Here is a 14,027-nt window from a genome sequence, read left to right as displayed (position 1 = left end):
AGGAATGTTCATGAAGCGCGTCTTGCGGACTCTCGCGGTTCTTGTAGTGCTGGTGGCGCTCGGCGCCGGCTGGTACGTGTACAGCAAGCAGCCGACCCGCCAGGGCACGGTTGAGCTGGCCAACCTGCAAGGCTCGGTCACCGTGCGCTACGACGACCGCGGCGTGCCACATATTCGTGCCGAGAACGAAACCGACCTGTATCGCGCCCTGGGCTACGTCCACGCCCAGGACCGCTTGTTCCAGATGGAGATCATGCGGCGCCTGGCCCGTGGCGAGCTGGCCGAGGTGCTTGGGCCCAAGCTGCTGGAGACCGATAAGCTGTTCCGCAGCCTGCGCATTCGTGACCGCGCCGCCACTTATGTGGCGCAGTTGGATCATGAGTCGGCGCACTGGAAGGCCCTGCAAGCCTACCTGGACGGGATCAACCAATATCAGGACAGCCACGCCCGCCCGATGGAGTTCGACGTGCTGGGCATTCCCAAGCGGCCGTTCACCGCCGAGGACAGCATCAGCGTCGCCGGGTATATGGCCTACAGCTTTGCTGCCGCATTTCGTACCGAGCCTCTGCTGACTTACGTACGCGACCAACTGGGCAGCGACTACCTGAAAGTCTTCGACCTCGACTGGCAACCTCAGGGCGCCCTGAACCTCGCCGCCAGCGATTGGCAAACCCTCGGCGCCATCGCCGCCCTGAGCGAACAGGCCTTGGCCGACAATGGCTTGCCGCAGTTCGAAGGCAGCAACGCCTGGGCTATCAGCGGCAACCGCACCCAGAGCGGCAAACCGTTGCTGGCGGGTGACCCACATATTCGCTTCTCGGTGCCATCGGTGTGGTACGAGGCGCAGCTGTCGGCGCCGGGTTTTGAGTTGTATGGCTATCACAACGCACTGGTGCCGGTGGCGTTCCTGGGTCACAACCTGGATTTCGGTTGGAGCCTGACCATGTTCCAGAACGATGACCTCGACCTCATCGCCGAGAAGGTCAACCCGGAAAATGCCAATCAGGTCTGGTACCACGACCAGTGGGTCGACATGACCAGCACCGAGCAACAGATCGCGGTGAAAGGCCAAGCGCCCGTCACGCTGACCCTGCGCCAATCACCCCACGGCCCGATCATCAATGACGTGCTCGGCGAGAGTGCCGGCAAGACGCCGATTGCCATGTGGTGGGCGTTCCTCGACACCCAGAACCCGATCCTCGAAGGTTTCTACCAGCTCAACCGCGCCGACACCCTGGCCAAGGCGCGCGTGGCGGCGTCGAAGGTGTCTGCGCCGGGGCTGAATATTGTGTGGGCGAATGCCAAGGGCGATATCGGCTGGTGGGCGGCGGCGCAATTGCCAATTCGTCCAGCCGGTACCAATGCCGGCTTTATCCTTGACGGCGGCAGCGCCCAGGCCGACAAGCTGGGCTTCTACCCCTTCAGCGCCAACCCCCAGGAAGAAAACCCGGCGCGTGGCTACGTGGTGTCGGCCAACGCTCAACCTGTCTCGCCGACCGGCATGGAGATTCCCGGTTATTACAACCTGGCCGACCGTGGGCAGCAGTTGAACGCGCAGTTGAGCGATAAGAGCGTGAAGTGGGATGTCGACAACAGCCAAGCCTTGCAACTGGGCACCACCACCGCTTTCGGCCCACGCCTGCTGGCGCCGCTGTTGCCGGTGCTGCGTGAGGTGGTCAAGGACCCGGCGCAGTTGAAATTGGTGGAGCAACTGGCCACCTGGAAAGGTGATTACCCGCTGGACTCTACCAGCGCCACGCTGTTCAACCAGCTCCTGTTCAACCTGGCCGACGCCGCTTTCCACCCGAAACTCGGCGATGGCATGTTCAAGACCCTGCTCAGCACCCGCGTGATCGACGCCGCACTGCCACGCCTGGCCGCCGCGCAGGATTCGCCGTGGTGGGATGGCAAGCGCGCCGACACCGTCAAGCTCGCCTGGGACAACAGCCTCGCGCACCTCAAGGCCACTTTCGGCGATGACCCAAGCCAATGGCAGTGGGGCAAGGCCCATACCCTGACCCACGGCCACCCGCTGGGCTCGCAGAAGCCATTGGACCTGATCGTGAATGTCGGCCCGTTCCCGGCGCCGGGTACCCACGAAGTGCCCAACAACCAGTCGGCCCCTATCGGCCCGGCACCGTGGCCAGTGACCTACGGGCCTTCCACCCGCCGCCTGATCGATTTCGCCGATGCGGCTCACGCACTGACCATCAACCCGGTGGGGCAAAGCGGGGTGCCGTTCGACAAGCACTATGGCGACCAGGCAGAAACCTACATCGAAGGCGGGTATGAGCAGGCGCATTTCAGCGATGAGGAAGTGACGGCGAATACGCGCGGCATTCTTAAATTACTGCCTGCGAGATAGCGGCCTGTAAACCCGATCAATGTGGGAGCTGCCCGCAGGCCAGCTCCCACATTTTTACCGCGCTCCGTCAGTTAGACCGGTGCAGGCGCCCGGCGCTTGTCCGGCTGTTTCCAGCCATCCGCCGCCGCTTCTTCAATCGCTTGCTGGATAGCCTTCTTGCGGTGTTCTTCGGCACGGCGGCTGAAGAACCACACCAGGAAGGTCACCAACGACACCGCCAACAGGATCAAGCTCGCCACGGCGTTAATCTCGGGCTTAACCCCAAGGCGCACCGCCGAGAACACTTCCATCGGCAAGGTGGTCGAACCCGGCCCCGACACAAAGCTGGCCAGTACCAAGTCATCCAGCGACAGCGCGAACGACATCATGCCGCCCGCTGCGAGCGACGGTGCAATCATCGGGATGGTGATCAGGAAGAACACCTTCCACGGCCGCGCACCCAAATCCATCGCCGCTTCTTCGATCGACAGGTCCAACTCACGCAAGCGCGCTGACACCACCACCGCCACATAGGCTGCGCAGAACGTGGTGTGGGCGATCCAGATGGTGACAACGCCACGCTCTTGCGGCCAACCGATCATCTGCGCCATCGCCACGAACAGCAGCAACAGCGACAGACCGGTGATCACTTCCGGCATCACCAACGGCGCGGTCACCAGGCCGCCGAACAGCGTGCGGCCCTTGAATTGGCTGATGCGCGTCAGCACAAACGCTGCCAACGTGCCCAGCGCCACCGCAGCCAGCGCCGTGTAGCAGGCGATTTCCAGGGAACGCGCCACCGACCCCATCAACTGCGTGTTGTCGAGCAGGCCCACGTACCACTTGATCGACCAACCGCCCCACACCGTCACCAGCTTGGATTCGTTGAACGAGTAGATCACCAAGATCAGCATCGGCAGGTAGATAAACAACAACCCCACTACCAGCATGAAACTCGAGAAACTGAAGCGCTTCATATCTTGCCCTCCAACTCTTTGGCTTGGCTGCGGTTGAACAGGATGATCGGCACAATCAGGATCGCCAGCATCACCACCGCCAGGGCAGACGCCACCGGCCAGTCACGGTTGTTGAAGAACTCTTGCCACAACACTTTACCGATCATCAGGGTTTCCGGGCCGCCCAGCAGTTCCGGGATCACAAACTCGCCCACCACCGGGATGAATACGAGCATGCAGCCGGCGATGATGCCGTTCTTGGACAGCGGCACGGTGATTTTCCAGAAGCTGTTGAAGGTGCTCGAACCCAAGTCCGATGCGGCTTCCAGCAGGCTCTGGTCATGTTTCACCAGATTGGCATACAGCGGCAGGATCATGAACGGCAGGTACGAATAGACCACGCCGATGTACACCGCGATGTTGGTGTTAAGGATCTGCAGCGGTTCGTTGATAAACCCCATGGACATCAAGAAGCTATTGAGCAGACCGTTGTTGCTGAGAATGCCCATCCACGCATACACGCGGATCAGGATCGCGGTCCAGGTCGGCATCATGATCAGCAGCACCAGCACGGTCTGCATCTCTTTGCGCGCGGAAGCAATGGCATAAGCCATCGGATAGCCGATCAGCAGGCACAGCAGCGTGCTGAAAAACGCCATCTTGAGCGAGCCCAAGTACGCGGCGATATACAGCTCATCGCCCGCCAGCAAACCGTAGTTCGCCAGGTTCAGCACCAGTTGCAGCTTCTGCTCAACGTAGGTGTAGATCTCGGTGTACGGCGGGATCGCCACATCGGCTTCGGCAAAGCTGATTTTCAATACGATGAAAAACGGCAGTGCGAAAAACAGGAACAGCCAGAGGAAAGGAATCCCGATGACCACCTGCTTGCCACTGGGGATTATGCGATCCAAGCGCCGCTTGAACTTCTTCATATTCATGAGCGAAGTACCACGCCGCTGTCGTCTTCCCACCAGACGTAGACCTGGTCACCCCAGGTCGGACGCTGCCCACGGCGCTCGGCGTTGGCGACAAAAGACTGCACCAGCTTGCCGCTCGGCAGCTCCACGTAGAACACCGAGTGGCCGCCCAGGTAAGCAATGTCGTGCACCTTGCCGCTGGACCAGTTGTGCTCGCAAGTTGGCATTTCGGTGGTGACCAGCAGTTTTTCCGGGCGGATGGCGTAGGTCACCGACTTGTCTTCAACAGCGGTGGCGATGCCGTAGCCCACGTAGATGTCGCGGTCCAGGTCCGGGCACTTGAGCACCGCGTGGCCTTCGGCGTCATCCACCACTTGGGTGTCGAAGATGTTGACGTTGCCAATGAACTCGCACACCAGGCGGCTGGTTGGCGTTTCGTAGATGTCGATCGGGCTGCCAATCTGGGCGATCCAGCCCAGGTGCATGATCGCGATGCGCTCGGCCATGGTCATGGCCTCTTCCTGGTCGTGAGTCACCATCACGCAGGTTACGCCCACGCGTTCAATGATCTCCACCAACTCCAACTGCATCTGCGAACGCAGCTTTTTGTCGAGGGCGCCCATGGGCTCATCGAGCAGCAGCAGTTTCGGGCGCTTGGCCAGGGACCGCGCCAGGGCCACACGCTGGCGCTGGCCACCAGACAACTGGTGCGGCTTGCGTTTGGCGTACTGGCTCATCTGCACCAGCTTGAGCATCTCGGCCACGCGGGCGTCGACTTCAGCCTTGGGAATCTTGTCCTGTTGCAGGCCGAACGCAATGTTCTGCGCCACCGTCATGTGTGGGAACAAGGCGTAGGACTGGAACATCATATTGATCGGCCGCTCGTAGGGCGGCATGTCGGTGATGTCCACACCATCGAGGTAGATGCGCCCTTCAGTCGGGCGCTCGAAACCTGCGAGCATGCGCAGCAAGGTGGACTTGCCCGAACCCGAACCGCCGAGCAAGGCGAAGATTTCGCCTTTCTTGATTTCCAGGGACACATCGTCCACGGCAATCGTCTCGTCGAACTTCTTCGTGACCCGGTCGATTTTGACCAGCACCTTTTTCGGTGTCTGGTCGCCCTCGAGGGCTTTCTTATAGGCGCCGGAGGCAACTGCCATTTACGAAACTCCCAACAAAATTTGCAGCTCACCCGATGTGGGCGAACCTTGGATAGTCTGAGCCTTACTTGCCCGTCTTGACCTTGGTCCAGCTACGGGTCATCAAACGTTGCACTTTCGGGGGTAGCTCGAAATTGACAAATGTCCGATCGAGAACCGCCTGCGGTGGGTAAACCGCTTCGTCGGTGCGTATCGATTGCTCCATCAGCTTGTCCGCCCCAGGGTTAGGGTTGGCGTAACCGACGTGATCACTGACCTGAGCGATCACCTCAGGCTGCAGCAAATAGTTGATGAAGGCGTGGGCTTCCTTGACGTTGGCGGCATCCTTGGGGATCGCCAGTACGTCAAACCACAGGTTGCCGCCTTCTTTCGGAATCGCGTAGGCGATGTTCACGCCCTTGCCCGCCTCGGCCGCGCGGGCCTTGGCCTGGAACACATCACCGGAAAAACCTGCGGCCACGCAGATGTTGCCGTTGGCCAGGTCGGAGATGTATTTAGACGAATGGAAGTAGGTCACGTAAGGACGCACTTTCAGCAGTTTTTCCTCGGCTTTCTTGTAGTCGGCCGGGTTTGTGCTGTTGGGGTCCAGGCCCATGTAGTTGAGCACCGCGGGCAGCATTTCATCCGCCGAGTCCATGAACGACACACCGCACGTGGCCAGCTTCTTCATGTTCTCCGGCTCGAACAGCACGGCCCAGGAATCGATCTTGTCGACACCCAGCACTTCCTTCACTTTATCGACGTTGTAACCGATGCCGTTGGTGCCCCACAGGTACGGCACGGCGTACTGATTGCCCGGGTCGTTTTTTTCCAGACGTTTGAGCAGCACTGGGTCAAGGTTGGCGTAGTTCGTCAGCAATGACTTGTCGAGCTTCTGGAACGCCCCGGCCTTGATCTGCTTGCCGAGAAAGTGGTTGGACGGCACCACCACGTCGTAGCCGGTACGCCCGGCCAGCAGCTTGCCTTCCAGGGTTTCATTGGAATCGAACACGTCGTACACGGGCTTGATGCCGCTGGCCTTTTCAAAGTTGGCCAGGGTGTCGTCGCCGATGTAGTCCGACCAGTTATAAATATTCACAGTCGGGGCGGCCTGCACGCTGACAGCCAGCGTGATACCTGCACCCACCAGCAAGGCTTTGCGAAATAAAGAAATTGGCAAGTGGAGGTCCTCTTGAATAGTTGGGCCTTAAAGTTGTTGCCCGGCAACAAAACCGGCGCGCAACTTACCTTCGATAAACCGATCCGGCAAAACTTTCTGTCATTTAATTTGTAGGAGGCGGTTTGGGTGGGAGCCGACTTGCTCGCCCCCACACAAACTCGCGCCTACAGATTTACCGCCTTATCTACCGGACTTGATCTTGGTCCAGCTGCGTGTCATTTCACGCTGGGTTGCCGCCGGCAAGTCCGCAATGGCGTAGAGCTTGGCCTGCACCTCTGCTGACGGGTAAATGCCTGGATCGCTTGTGATGTCCTTGTCGACCAGTGCGGTCGCCTTCTCGTTACCGTTCGGGAAACGTACGCTGTTGGTGATCGAAGCCATCACTTCCGGCTTCAGCAGGTAGTTCATGAACGTGTAGGCCGAGTCGACGTTTTCGGCATCTTTAGGGATGGCGATCATGTCGAAGAAGCTGCCGGCACCTTCTTTAGGAATGTCGTAGGCCACTTTCACCTTGCCACCGGCTTCAGCCGCGCGGGACTTGGCCTGCTGGATGTCACCCGAGTAACCCACGGCGACGCAGATGTTGCCGTTGGCCAGGTCCGAGATGTACTTGGACGAGTGGAAATAGCCGATCGAAGGACGGATCTTCAGGAATAGCGCCTCGGCTTGCTTGAGGTCGTCTTTCTTCTGGCTGTCAGTCGGCAGGCCCAAGTAGTGCAGCGCGATCGGCAACATTTCGGTTGGCGAATCAAGGAAGCTCACGCCGCAGCTTTTCAGCTTGGCGATGTTCTCAGGCTTGAACAGCACGTCCCACGACTCGATCTTGTCCACGCCCAGCGCGGCCTTGACCTTCTCCGGGTTGTAGCCGATGCCGATCGAGCCCCACATGTACGGGAAGGCGTGCTTGTTGCCCGGGTCGCTGACCGACACGGCCTTGAGCAGGGATTTGTTCAGGTTGTCGTAGTTGGACAGCTTGGACTTGTCCAGCTCCTGATACACACCGGCCTTGATCTGCTTGGCGAGGAAGTTGTTCGACGGTACGACGATGTCGTAGCCGGACTTGCCTGCCAGCAACTTGGCTTCCAGGGTTTCGTTGCTGTCAAAAACGTCGTACACCACTTTGATGCCCGACTCTTTTTCAAAGTTGGCGATGGTGTCCGGTGCAATGTAGTCGGACCAGTTGTAGACGTGCAGCACTTTATCGTCTGCCTGGGCAGCGCCCGCAATTGCGCCCATCAGGGACAAGGCGAGGAGGGTCTTGCCAGCGTTCTTCAAACCTAATGCCTTCATTTGGTGATGCTCCAATTTTTCTTTTTTAGGCCACGTTCTTACAGGGTTCTGCGGCCCGTCTAACAGGGCAACAAAACAGGGCGACAGTCTGGCAAGTTCTGAGGCCGGCTTTCAACCAAAGCCTCATTTATAACGGCTCGATGCGCAACGCTCGAAAGCCGCCGCGCACTGAGCCTAGCACTTAGCCCTGCAATGCCGCCAAAGTCAGGTCCAGGCAGTGGCGAGCCTTGGTCACCAGCTCGTCAATTTCGGCCTTACTGATCACCAGCGGCGGCGAAATGATCATGGTGTCGCCCACGGCGCGCATGATCAGGCCATTCTCGAAGCAGAACGTGCGGCAGATCATGCCTGCGCCCTTGCCTTCGTAACGTTTGCGCGTGGCCTTGTCCTGCACCAGCTCAATCGCACCGAGCATGCCCACGCCGCGCACTTCACCCACCAGCGGATGATCAGCAAGCTCCCTCAGACGTTTCTGCAAATACGGTGCCGTTTCGTCATGAACGCGACTGACGATTTTCTCATCGCGCATGATGCGGATGTTTTCCAGCGCCACCGCAGCGGCGACCGGGTGACCGGAGTAAGTGAAGCCGTGGTTGAAATCACCGCCTTCGTTGAGTACTTCCACCACGTCATCGCGCACGATCAGGCCACCCATGGGGATGTAACCCGAGGTCAGGCCCTTGGCGATGGTCATCATGTGCGGCTTGAGGTCGTAGAAATCGCTGCCGAACCACTCGCCGGTACGGCCGAAACCGCAGATCACTTCGTCGGCCACAAACAGAATGTCGTACTTGGCGAGGATTTCCTTGATGCGCGGCCAGTAGCTGGCGGGCGGTACGATCACGCCACCGGCACCCTGGATCGGCTCGGCAATAAAGGCACCGACGTTGTCCACGCCCAGCTCAAGGATCTTCTCTTCCAACTGATTGGCCGCCCACACGCCGAATTCTTCCGGGCTCATGTCGCCGCCTTCGCCAAACCAGTACGGCTGGGCAATGTGGGTGATGCCCGGGATCGGCAAGTCGCCCTGTTCATGCATATACGTCATGCCGCCCAGGCTGGCGCCGGCTACGGTAGAGCCGTGGTAGCCATTCTTGCGGCTGATGATGGTTTTCTTGTTTGGCTGGCCTTTGATCGCCCAGTAGTGGCGGACCATGCGCAACATGGTGTCGTTGCCTTCGGAACCGGAACCGGTAAAGAACACATGGTTCATGCCGGCAGGCGCGATGTCGGAAATGGCCTTGGCCAGCTCCAGCACCGGTGGGTGAGCGGTCTGGAAGAACAGGTTGTAGTACGGCAGTTCTTTCATCTGCTTGGCGGCGGCGTCAGCCAGTTCATCGCGACCGTAACCGATCGCCACGCACCACAGGCCGGCCATGCCGTCGAGGATCTTGTTGCCTTCGCTGTCCCACAGGTAAACACCGTGGGCTTTGGTGATGATCCGTGGGCCTTTCTCTTTCAATTGCTTGAAGTCGCTGAACGGCGCCAGGTGGTGGTCGCTGCTCAAAGCTTGCCATTCACGGGTTTGCGGGTTGTTGCTGGACATACCACTCTCCTAGACTTTTCAGGTGAGGACGCGCCTTTTCCAGGACGCGCCCGGCGCATCAGACGGCAAAGAGCAGGAATTCCCGCTCCCACGAACTGATCACGCGCTTGAAGTTTTCATGCTCGGCCCGCTTGACCGCGACGTAGCCTGTGATGAATTTCTGACCCAGGTATTTCTCGATGGTCTTGCTGTTTTCCATGCGCTCAAGGGCGTCCTCGATGGTCAACGGCAGGCGCAGGTTGCGTCGTTCGTAACCACGCCCCACCACCGGCGCGCTCGGCTCATGGCCTTCGACCATGCCGATGTAGCCACACAGCAGGCTGGCGGCAATCGCCAGGTAAGGGTTGGCGTCGGCGCCCGGCAGGCGGTTTTCCACACGACGGCTCTGCGGGCCGGCATCCGGTACGCGCAGGCCGACCGTGCGGTTTTCTTCGCCCCACTCCACGTTCACCGGCGCCGACGTATCGGGCAGGAAGCGACGGAACGAGTTCACGTTGGGGGCAAACAGCGGCAGCAATTCAGGAATGAATTTCTGCAGACCGCCAATGTGGTTGAGGAACAGCTGGCTCATGCTCCCGTCTTCATTGGAGAAGACGTTCTTGCCGGTGGCGAGGTCGATGATGCTCTGGTGCAAGTGCATCGCACTGCCAGGCTCGCCGGTCATCGGCTTGGCCATAAAGGTGGCGGCCACGTTGTGCTTGAGTGCGGCCTCACGCATGGTGCGCTTGAACACCAGGATCTGGTCGGCCAGAGACAGGGCATCGCCGTGACGGAAGTTGATTTCCATCTGCGCCGTGCCGTCTTCATGAATCAGCGTGTCGAGGTCCAGTTCCTGCAGCTCGCACCAGTCGTAGACGTCTTCGAACAAAGGGTCGAATTCGTTGGCGGCTTCTATAGAGAAGGATTGCCGACCGGTCTCCGGGCGACCGGAACGGCCAATCGGCGGTTGCAGCGGAAAGTCCGGGTCCTCGCAACGTTTGGTCAGGTAAAACTCCATCTCCGGTGCCACGATGGGCTGCCAACCTTTGTCGGAGTAAAGCTTGAGGACTTTCTTGAGCACGTTGCGCGGCGACAGCTCGATCGGGTTGCCTTGCTTGTCGTAGGTGTCGTGGATCACCTGGGCGGTGGGCTCGATGGCCCAGGGCACCAGGAATACCGCGTTCTGGTCGGGGCGGCAGATCATGTCGATGTCGGCCGGGTCGAGCAATTCGTAATAGATGTCGTCTTCGACATAGTCGCCAGTCACGGTCTGCAACAGAACGCTCTCGGGCAGGCGCATGCCTTTTTCAGCGATGAACTTGTTGGTTGGCGAGATCTTGCCACGGGTGATACCCGTAAGGTCGCCAATCATGCATTCGACTTCTGTGATCTTGTGGTCTTTCAACCAATCGGTGAGCTGGTCGAGGTTGTTACTCATAAATGCCTCTGGGCTGGGTTTCCTGGCATCCGTTAAAGGCCAGGCGTTGTTTGACGCAGCATCCGCGTCGTTTTTTCATTCAGGGTAGGAGCTTACCTGCCATTTGCTGCAGCGTTGCATTCCTCAGGCCAAACTCGTGCAGAATCATGAGCAGCACCCTGCGCGGGAGCCGCTCAGAAGCAGGCAAGAGGAAAGCGAGTGGGCAAAGACGAGGTCAGCCGAGGCGTCAAGAATATTGACCGGGCTGCGGGTGTTTACAGAGGAAGAATTGAATGATGACAAAGCCTGTCTGAAGCAGGCAGAGACGCCAAGTGGAGGCAGGCGAAACATGAAGCACCCCGGTATTATTGCTGTTATGGGTTTGAATCGAGCTTAGCCTTGTTCATTTTTTTACACAACTCCCCCGTAAAAAATACAACACGGCCCGCTCAAGCCTGCGAGTCCCAAGCCTTTCAAACCCAAAAAGCCGCCCCAAAAAGCCTCAAAAAAGCCCTCAGGGCGCTTTTTTAGGGCAAAAAAGGCCTCGCTTGACTTCGGCATGCCGTTCGGGTTGACTGAAACCAGAAAAGATCAATGATTGATATTTTTAACAACAAAGGTGTTGCATCATGTCGGTACCCCCGCGTGCCGTTCAGCTTAATGAAGCGAACGCGTTCCTTAAGGATCATCCTGAGGTTCTGTACGTAGACCTTCTAATTGCGGATATGAATGGTGTGGTGCGCGGCAAGCGCATCGAACGCACCAGCCTCCACAAGGTTTACGAGAAGGGCATTAACCTGCCTGCCTCTTTATTTGCTCTGGATATCAATGGCTCTACGGTAGAAAGCACCGGCCTGGGCCTGGACATCGGTGATGCTGACCGAATCTGTTATCCAATCCCCGACACCCTGTGCAATGAGCCGTGGCAAAAGCGCCCTACCGCGCAACTGCTGATGACCATGCACGAACTGGAAGGTGAGCCGTTCTTCGCCGATCCGCGCGAAGTGCTCCGGCAAGTTGTCAGCAAATTTGACGACCTCGGTCTGACCATCTGCGCTGCCTTCGAGCTTGAGTTCTACCTGATCGACCAGGAAAACGTGAACGGCCGCCCACAACCGCCCCGCTCGCCAATCTCCGGTAAACGCCCGCATTCGACACAGGTCTACCTGATCGACGACCTAGACGAATACGTCGACTGCCTCCAGGACATCCTGGAAGGTGCCAAAGAGCAAGGCATCCCGGCCGACGCCATCGTCAAGGAAAGTGCCCCGGCGCAGTTCGAAGTGAACCTGCACCACGTCGCCGACCCGATCAAAGCGTGTGACTACGCCGTATTGCTCAAGCGCCTGATCAAGAACATCGCCTACGACCATGAGATGGACACCACCTTCATGGCCAAGCCTTACCCAGGCCAGGCAGGCAACGGTTTGCACGTACATATTTCGATCCTGGATAAAGACGGCAAGAACATCTTTGCCAGCGAGGATCCCGAGCAGAACGCCGCATTGCGTCACGCGATCGGCGGTGTGCTGGAGACCCTACCCGCTCAAATGGCGTTCCTATGCCCTAACGTCAACTCCTACCGACGTTTCGGCGCACAGTTCTACGTGCCGAACTCGCCGTGCTGGGGCCTGGATAACCGCACCGTGGCGATCCGCGTACCGACCGGCGCAGCCGATTCCGTGCGGATCGAACACCGCGTGGCTGGCGCCGATGCCAACCCTTACCTGCTGATGGCTTCTGTTTTGGCAGGCGTGCACCACGGCCTGACCAACAAGATCGAGCCGAATGCACCAGTGGAAGGCAACAGCTACGAGCAGAACGAGCAAAGCCTGCCGAACAACCTGCGTGATGCTCTGCGCGAGTTGGATGACAGCGAGGTGATGGCCAAGTACATCGATCCTAAATACATCGATATCTTCGTCGCCTGTAAGGAAAGTGAGCTGGAGGAGTTCGAACACTCCATCTCCGACCTTGAGTACAACTGGTACCTGCATACCGTTTAAACGGTTGCTGCAATAAAAAACGCCGCAGGCCTTAGGGGTTTGCGGCGTTTTTTTATGGGTTTATTCCGGGAGACCGAGTTGGCCTCTTCGCGAGCAAGTCGAATCGTCGCACCGCCGCTCCCACATTTGACCGAGTTCCAGGTTTGGAATGCAATCAACTGTGTGTGCGGGCTCGCTCGCGAAGGCGGCCAGGCAGACAACACCGGTTCCTGCTCATACAATGCCTGCTGCCTTGTAGGAGACTTCCATGACCACCCGCCCCGCCGCCCCTCGCAAACCCCGCGCCCGTAGCCAGGCCCGGATAGATGCGATCCTCGACGCCGCCCGCACCTTGCTGGCCGCTGAAGGCGTGGCCGGTTTGTCGATCTACAACGTGGCCGAACGCGCGCAGATTCCCCCTTCGTCGGTCTATCACTTCTTCGCCAGCGTGCCGGCATTGCTGGAAGCGTTGACCGCTGACGTGCACGCCGCTTTTCGGGCAGCCATCCAGGCGCCCATTGAGCACGATTCACTCAAGCACTGGCGCGACCTGTCCTGCATCGTCGAACAGCGCATGCTCACCATCTATGATCATGACGCCGCCGCGCGACAGTTGATCCTGGCGCAGCACGGGCTCACCGAAGTGACCCAGGCCGACCGTCAGCATGATCTGGAATTGGGCGACCTGATGCTTGCCGTGTTCAACCGTCACTTTGAAGTGCCGACGTTGCCCAGCGATGTTGATGTGTTTGCGTTGGCGTTGGAACTGAGCGACCGCGTGTATGCGCGCTCGGTGCATCAGCATGGGCTGATCACGCCGCGCATGGCGGAGGAAGGGATGCGGGTGTTTGATGCGTATGTGGGGCTTTATTTGCCGGCGTATTTGCCTAAGCGCCAAGTCTTGGGTTGACTGGGCCGGCCCTATCGCAGGCAAGCCAGCGCCCACATTTGAATGCATTCCAACCCTGGAACTCGGTCAAATGTGGGGGCTTGCCTGCGATAGCGGCCTCAAGAAAAACGCCAATTACAACTTGGCAATCGACACCTCGGTGGACTTAACAAAGGCAATCACTTCGCTGCCAATCACCAGCTCCAGCTCTTTGACCGAGCGAGTAGTAATCACCGAAGTGACGATGCCGGACGCCGTCTGCACATCGATTTCCGACAGCACGTCGCCTTCGACGATTTCCTTGATCGTGCCTTTGAACTGGTTACGCACGTTGATGGCTTTAATAGTCATACGATTTCTCCTGGGGTGGAATTTAGCTGCAAGT

11 protein-coding genes are annotated in these 14,027 nt (G+C 58.8%); 3 read left to right on the top strand and 8 right to left on the bottom strand.

What is annotated here, in order from left to right:
* The first annotated feature begins 10 nt into the window (after positions 1 to 10).
* Positions 11 to 2,365, top strand: coding sequence for a penicillin acylase family protein (locus tag AACY30_RS10355; RefSeq protein ID WP_339540260.1), 2,355 nt, complete (start codon positions 11 to 13; stop codon positions 2,363 to 2,365).
* A gap of 71 nt (positions 2,366 to 2,436) precedes the next feature.
* Here the strand turns inward: AACY30_RS10355 and AACY30_RS10350 are convergent, their stop codons facing one another.
* From AACY30_RS10350 to AACY30_RS10320, 7 genes are all read right to left on the bottom strand, one after another.
* Complete coding sequence (locus tag AACY30_RS10350; protein WP_339415202.1) at positions 2,437 to 3,321, bottom strand: ABC transporter permease subunit; 885 nt, start codon at positions 3,319 to 3,321, stop codon at positions 2,437 to 2,439.
* A complete protein-coding gene (locus tag AACY30_RS10345; RefSeq protein ID WP_339540259.1) occupies positions 3,318 to 4,238 on the bottom strand; it encodes an ABC transporter permease subunit in 921 nt (306 codons plus the stop codon). The genes AACY30_RS10350 and AACY30_RS10345 overlap by 4 nt, the downstream gene beginning before the upstream one ends.
* Entirely contained in the window at positions 4,235 to 5,377 is a 1,143-nt protein-coding gene (locus AACY30_RS10340) for an ABC transporter ATP-binding protein (RefSeq protein WP_003176776.1), read from the bottom strand. Before AACY30_RS10340 ends, AACY30_RS10345 begins: the two co-directional genes overlap by 4 nt.
* 64 nt (positions 5,378 to 5,441) lie before the next feature.
* Positions 5,442 to 6,536 carry a polyamine ABC transporter substrate-binding protein gene (locus AACY30_RS10335; RefSeq protein WP_339469601.1) on the bottom strand — a complete coding sequence of 365 codons (1,095 nt, stop codon included), beginning with the start codon at positions 6,534 to 6,536 and terminating at the stop codon, positions 5,442 to 5,444.
* Between the two features lie 180 nt (positions 6,537 to 6,716).
* Complete coding sequence (locus tag AACY30_RS10330) at positions 6,717 to 7,811, bottom strand: polyamine ABC transporter substrate-binding protein (protein WP_339469829.1); 1,095 nt, start codon at positions 7,809 to 7,811, stop codon at positions 6,717 to 6,719.
* A 196-nt stretch (positions 7,812 to 8,007) separates the two neighbouring features.
* Complete coding sequence (locus tag AACY30_RS10325) at positions 8,008 to 9,372, bottom strand: aspartate aminotransferase family protein (protein WP_065880216.1); 1,365 nt, start codon at positions 9,370 to 9,372, stop codon at positions 8,008 to 8,010.
* A gap of 58 nt (positions 9,373 to 9,430) precedes the next feature.
* Complete coding sequence (locus AACY30_RS10320) at positions 9,431 to 10,789, bottom strand: glutamine synthetase family protein (RefSeq protein WP_339469599.1); 1,359 nt, start codon at positions 10,787 to 10,789, stop codon at positions 9,431 to 9,433.
* A 608-nt stretch (positions 10,790 to 11,397) separates the two neighbouring features.
* Here AACY30_RS10320 and AACY30_RS10315 point away from each other — a divergent pair.
* A complete protein-coding gene (locus AACY30_RS10315) occupies positions 11,398 to 12,774 on the top strand; it encodes a glutamine synthetase family protein (RefSeq protein WP_065874419.1) in 1,377 nt (458 codons plus the stop codon).
* Between the two features lie 247 nt (positions 12,775 to 13,021).
* Entirely contained in the window at positions 13,022 to 13,663 is a 642-nt protein-coding gene (locus AACY30_RS10310) for a TetR/AcrR family transcriptional regulator (protein WP_339469596.1), read from the top strand.
* Between the two features lie 114 nt (positions 13,664 to 13,777).
* On the opposite strand, the gene AACY30_RS10305 is transcribed toward AACY30_RS10310, so the two are convergent.
* Positions 13,778 to 13,993, bottom strand: a complete 216-nt coding sequence (locus AACY30_RS10305; protein WP_003213899.1) for a TOBE domain-containing protein — start codon at positions 13,991 to 13,993, stop codon at positions 13,778 to 13,780.
* Positions 13,994 to 14,027: the final 34 nt, after the last annotated feature.

The organism is Pseudomonas sp. RA_5y_Pfl1_P24 (genome assembly GCF_963970945.1).
Classification (GTDB): domain Bacteria; phylum Pseudomonadota; class Gammaproteobacteria; order Pseudomonadales; family Pseudomonadaceae; genus Aquipseudomonas; species Aquipseudomonas tritici.
The sequence above is the reverse complement of the archived record's forward strand: the minus strand, read 5'-3'. Positions and strand labels throughout refer to the sequence as shown.

Bases quoted from the DNA above. Each gene is read 5' to 3' on its own strand.
- AACY30_RS10345 (WP_339540259.1), bottom strand. From the start codon at position 4,238: ATGAATATGAAGAAGTTCAAGCGGCGCTTGGATCGCATAATCCCCAGT.
- AACY30_RS10325 (WP_065880216.1), bottom strand. From the start codon at position 9,372: ATGTCCAGCAACAACCCGCAAACCCGTGAATGGCAAGCTTTGAGCAGC.
- AACY30_RS10310 (WP_339469596.1), top strand. From the start codon at position 13,022: ATGACCACCCGCCCCGCCGCCCCTCGCAAACCCCGCGCCCGTAGCCAG.
- AACY30_RS10305 (WP_003213899.1), bottom strand. From the start codon at position 13,993: ATGACTATTAAAGCCATCAACGTGCGTAACCAGTTCAAAGGCACGATC.
- AACY30_RS10315 (WP_065874419.1), top strand. From the start codon at position 11,398: ATGTCGGTACCCCCGCGTGCCGTTCAGCTTAATGAAGCGAACGCGTTC.
- AACY30_RS10320 (WP_339469599.1), bottom strand. From the start codon at position 10,789: ATGAGTAACAACCTCGACCAGCTCACCGATTGGTTGAAAGACCACAAG.
- AACY30_RS10340 (WP_003176776.1), bottom strand. From the start codon at position 5,377: ATGGCAGTTGCCTCCGGCGCCTATAAGAAAGCCCTCGAGGGCGACCAG.
- AACY30_RS10350 (WP_339415202.1), bottom strand. From the start codon at position 3,321: ATGAAGCGCTTCAGTTTCTCGAGTTTCATGCTGGTAGTGGGGTTGTTG.
- AACY30_RS10355 (WP_339540260.1), top strand. From the start codon at position 11: ATGAAGCGCGTCTTGCGGACTCTCGCGGTTCTTGTAGTGCTGGTGGCG.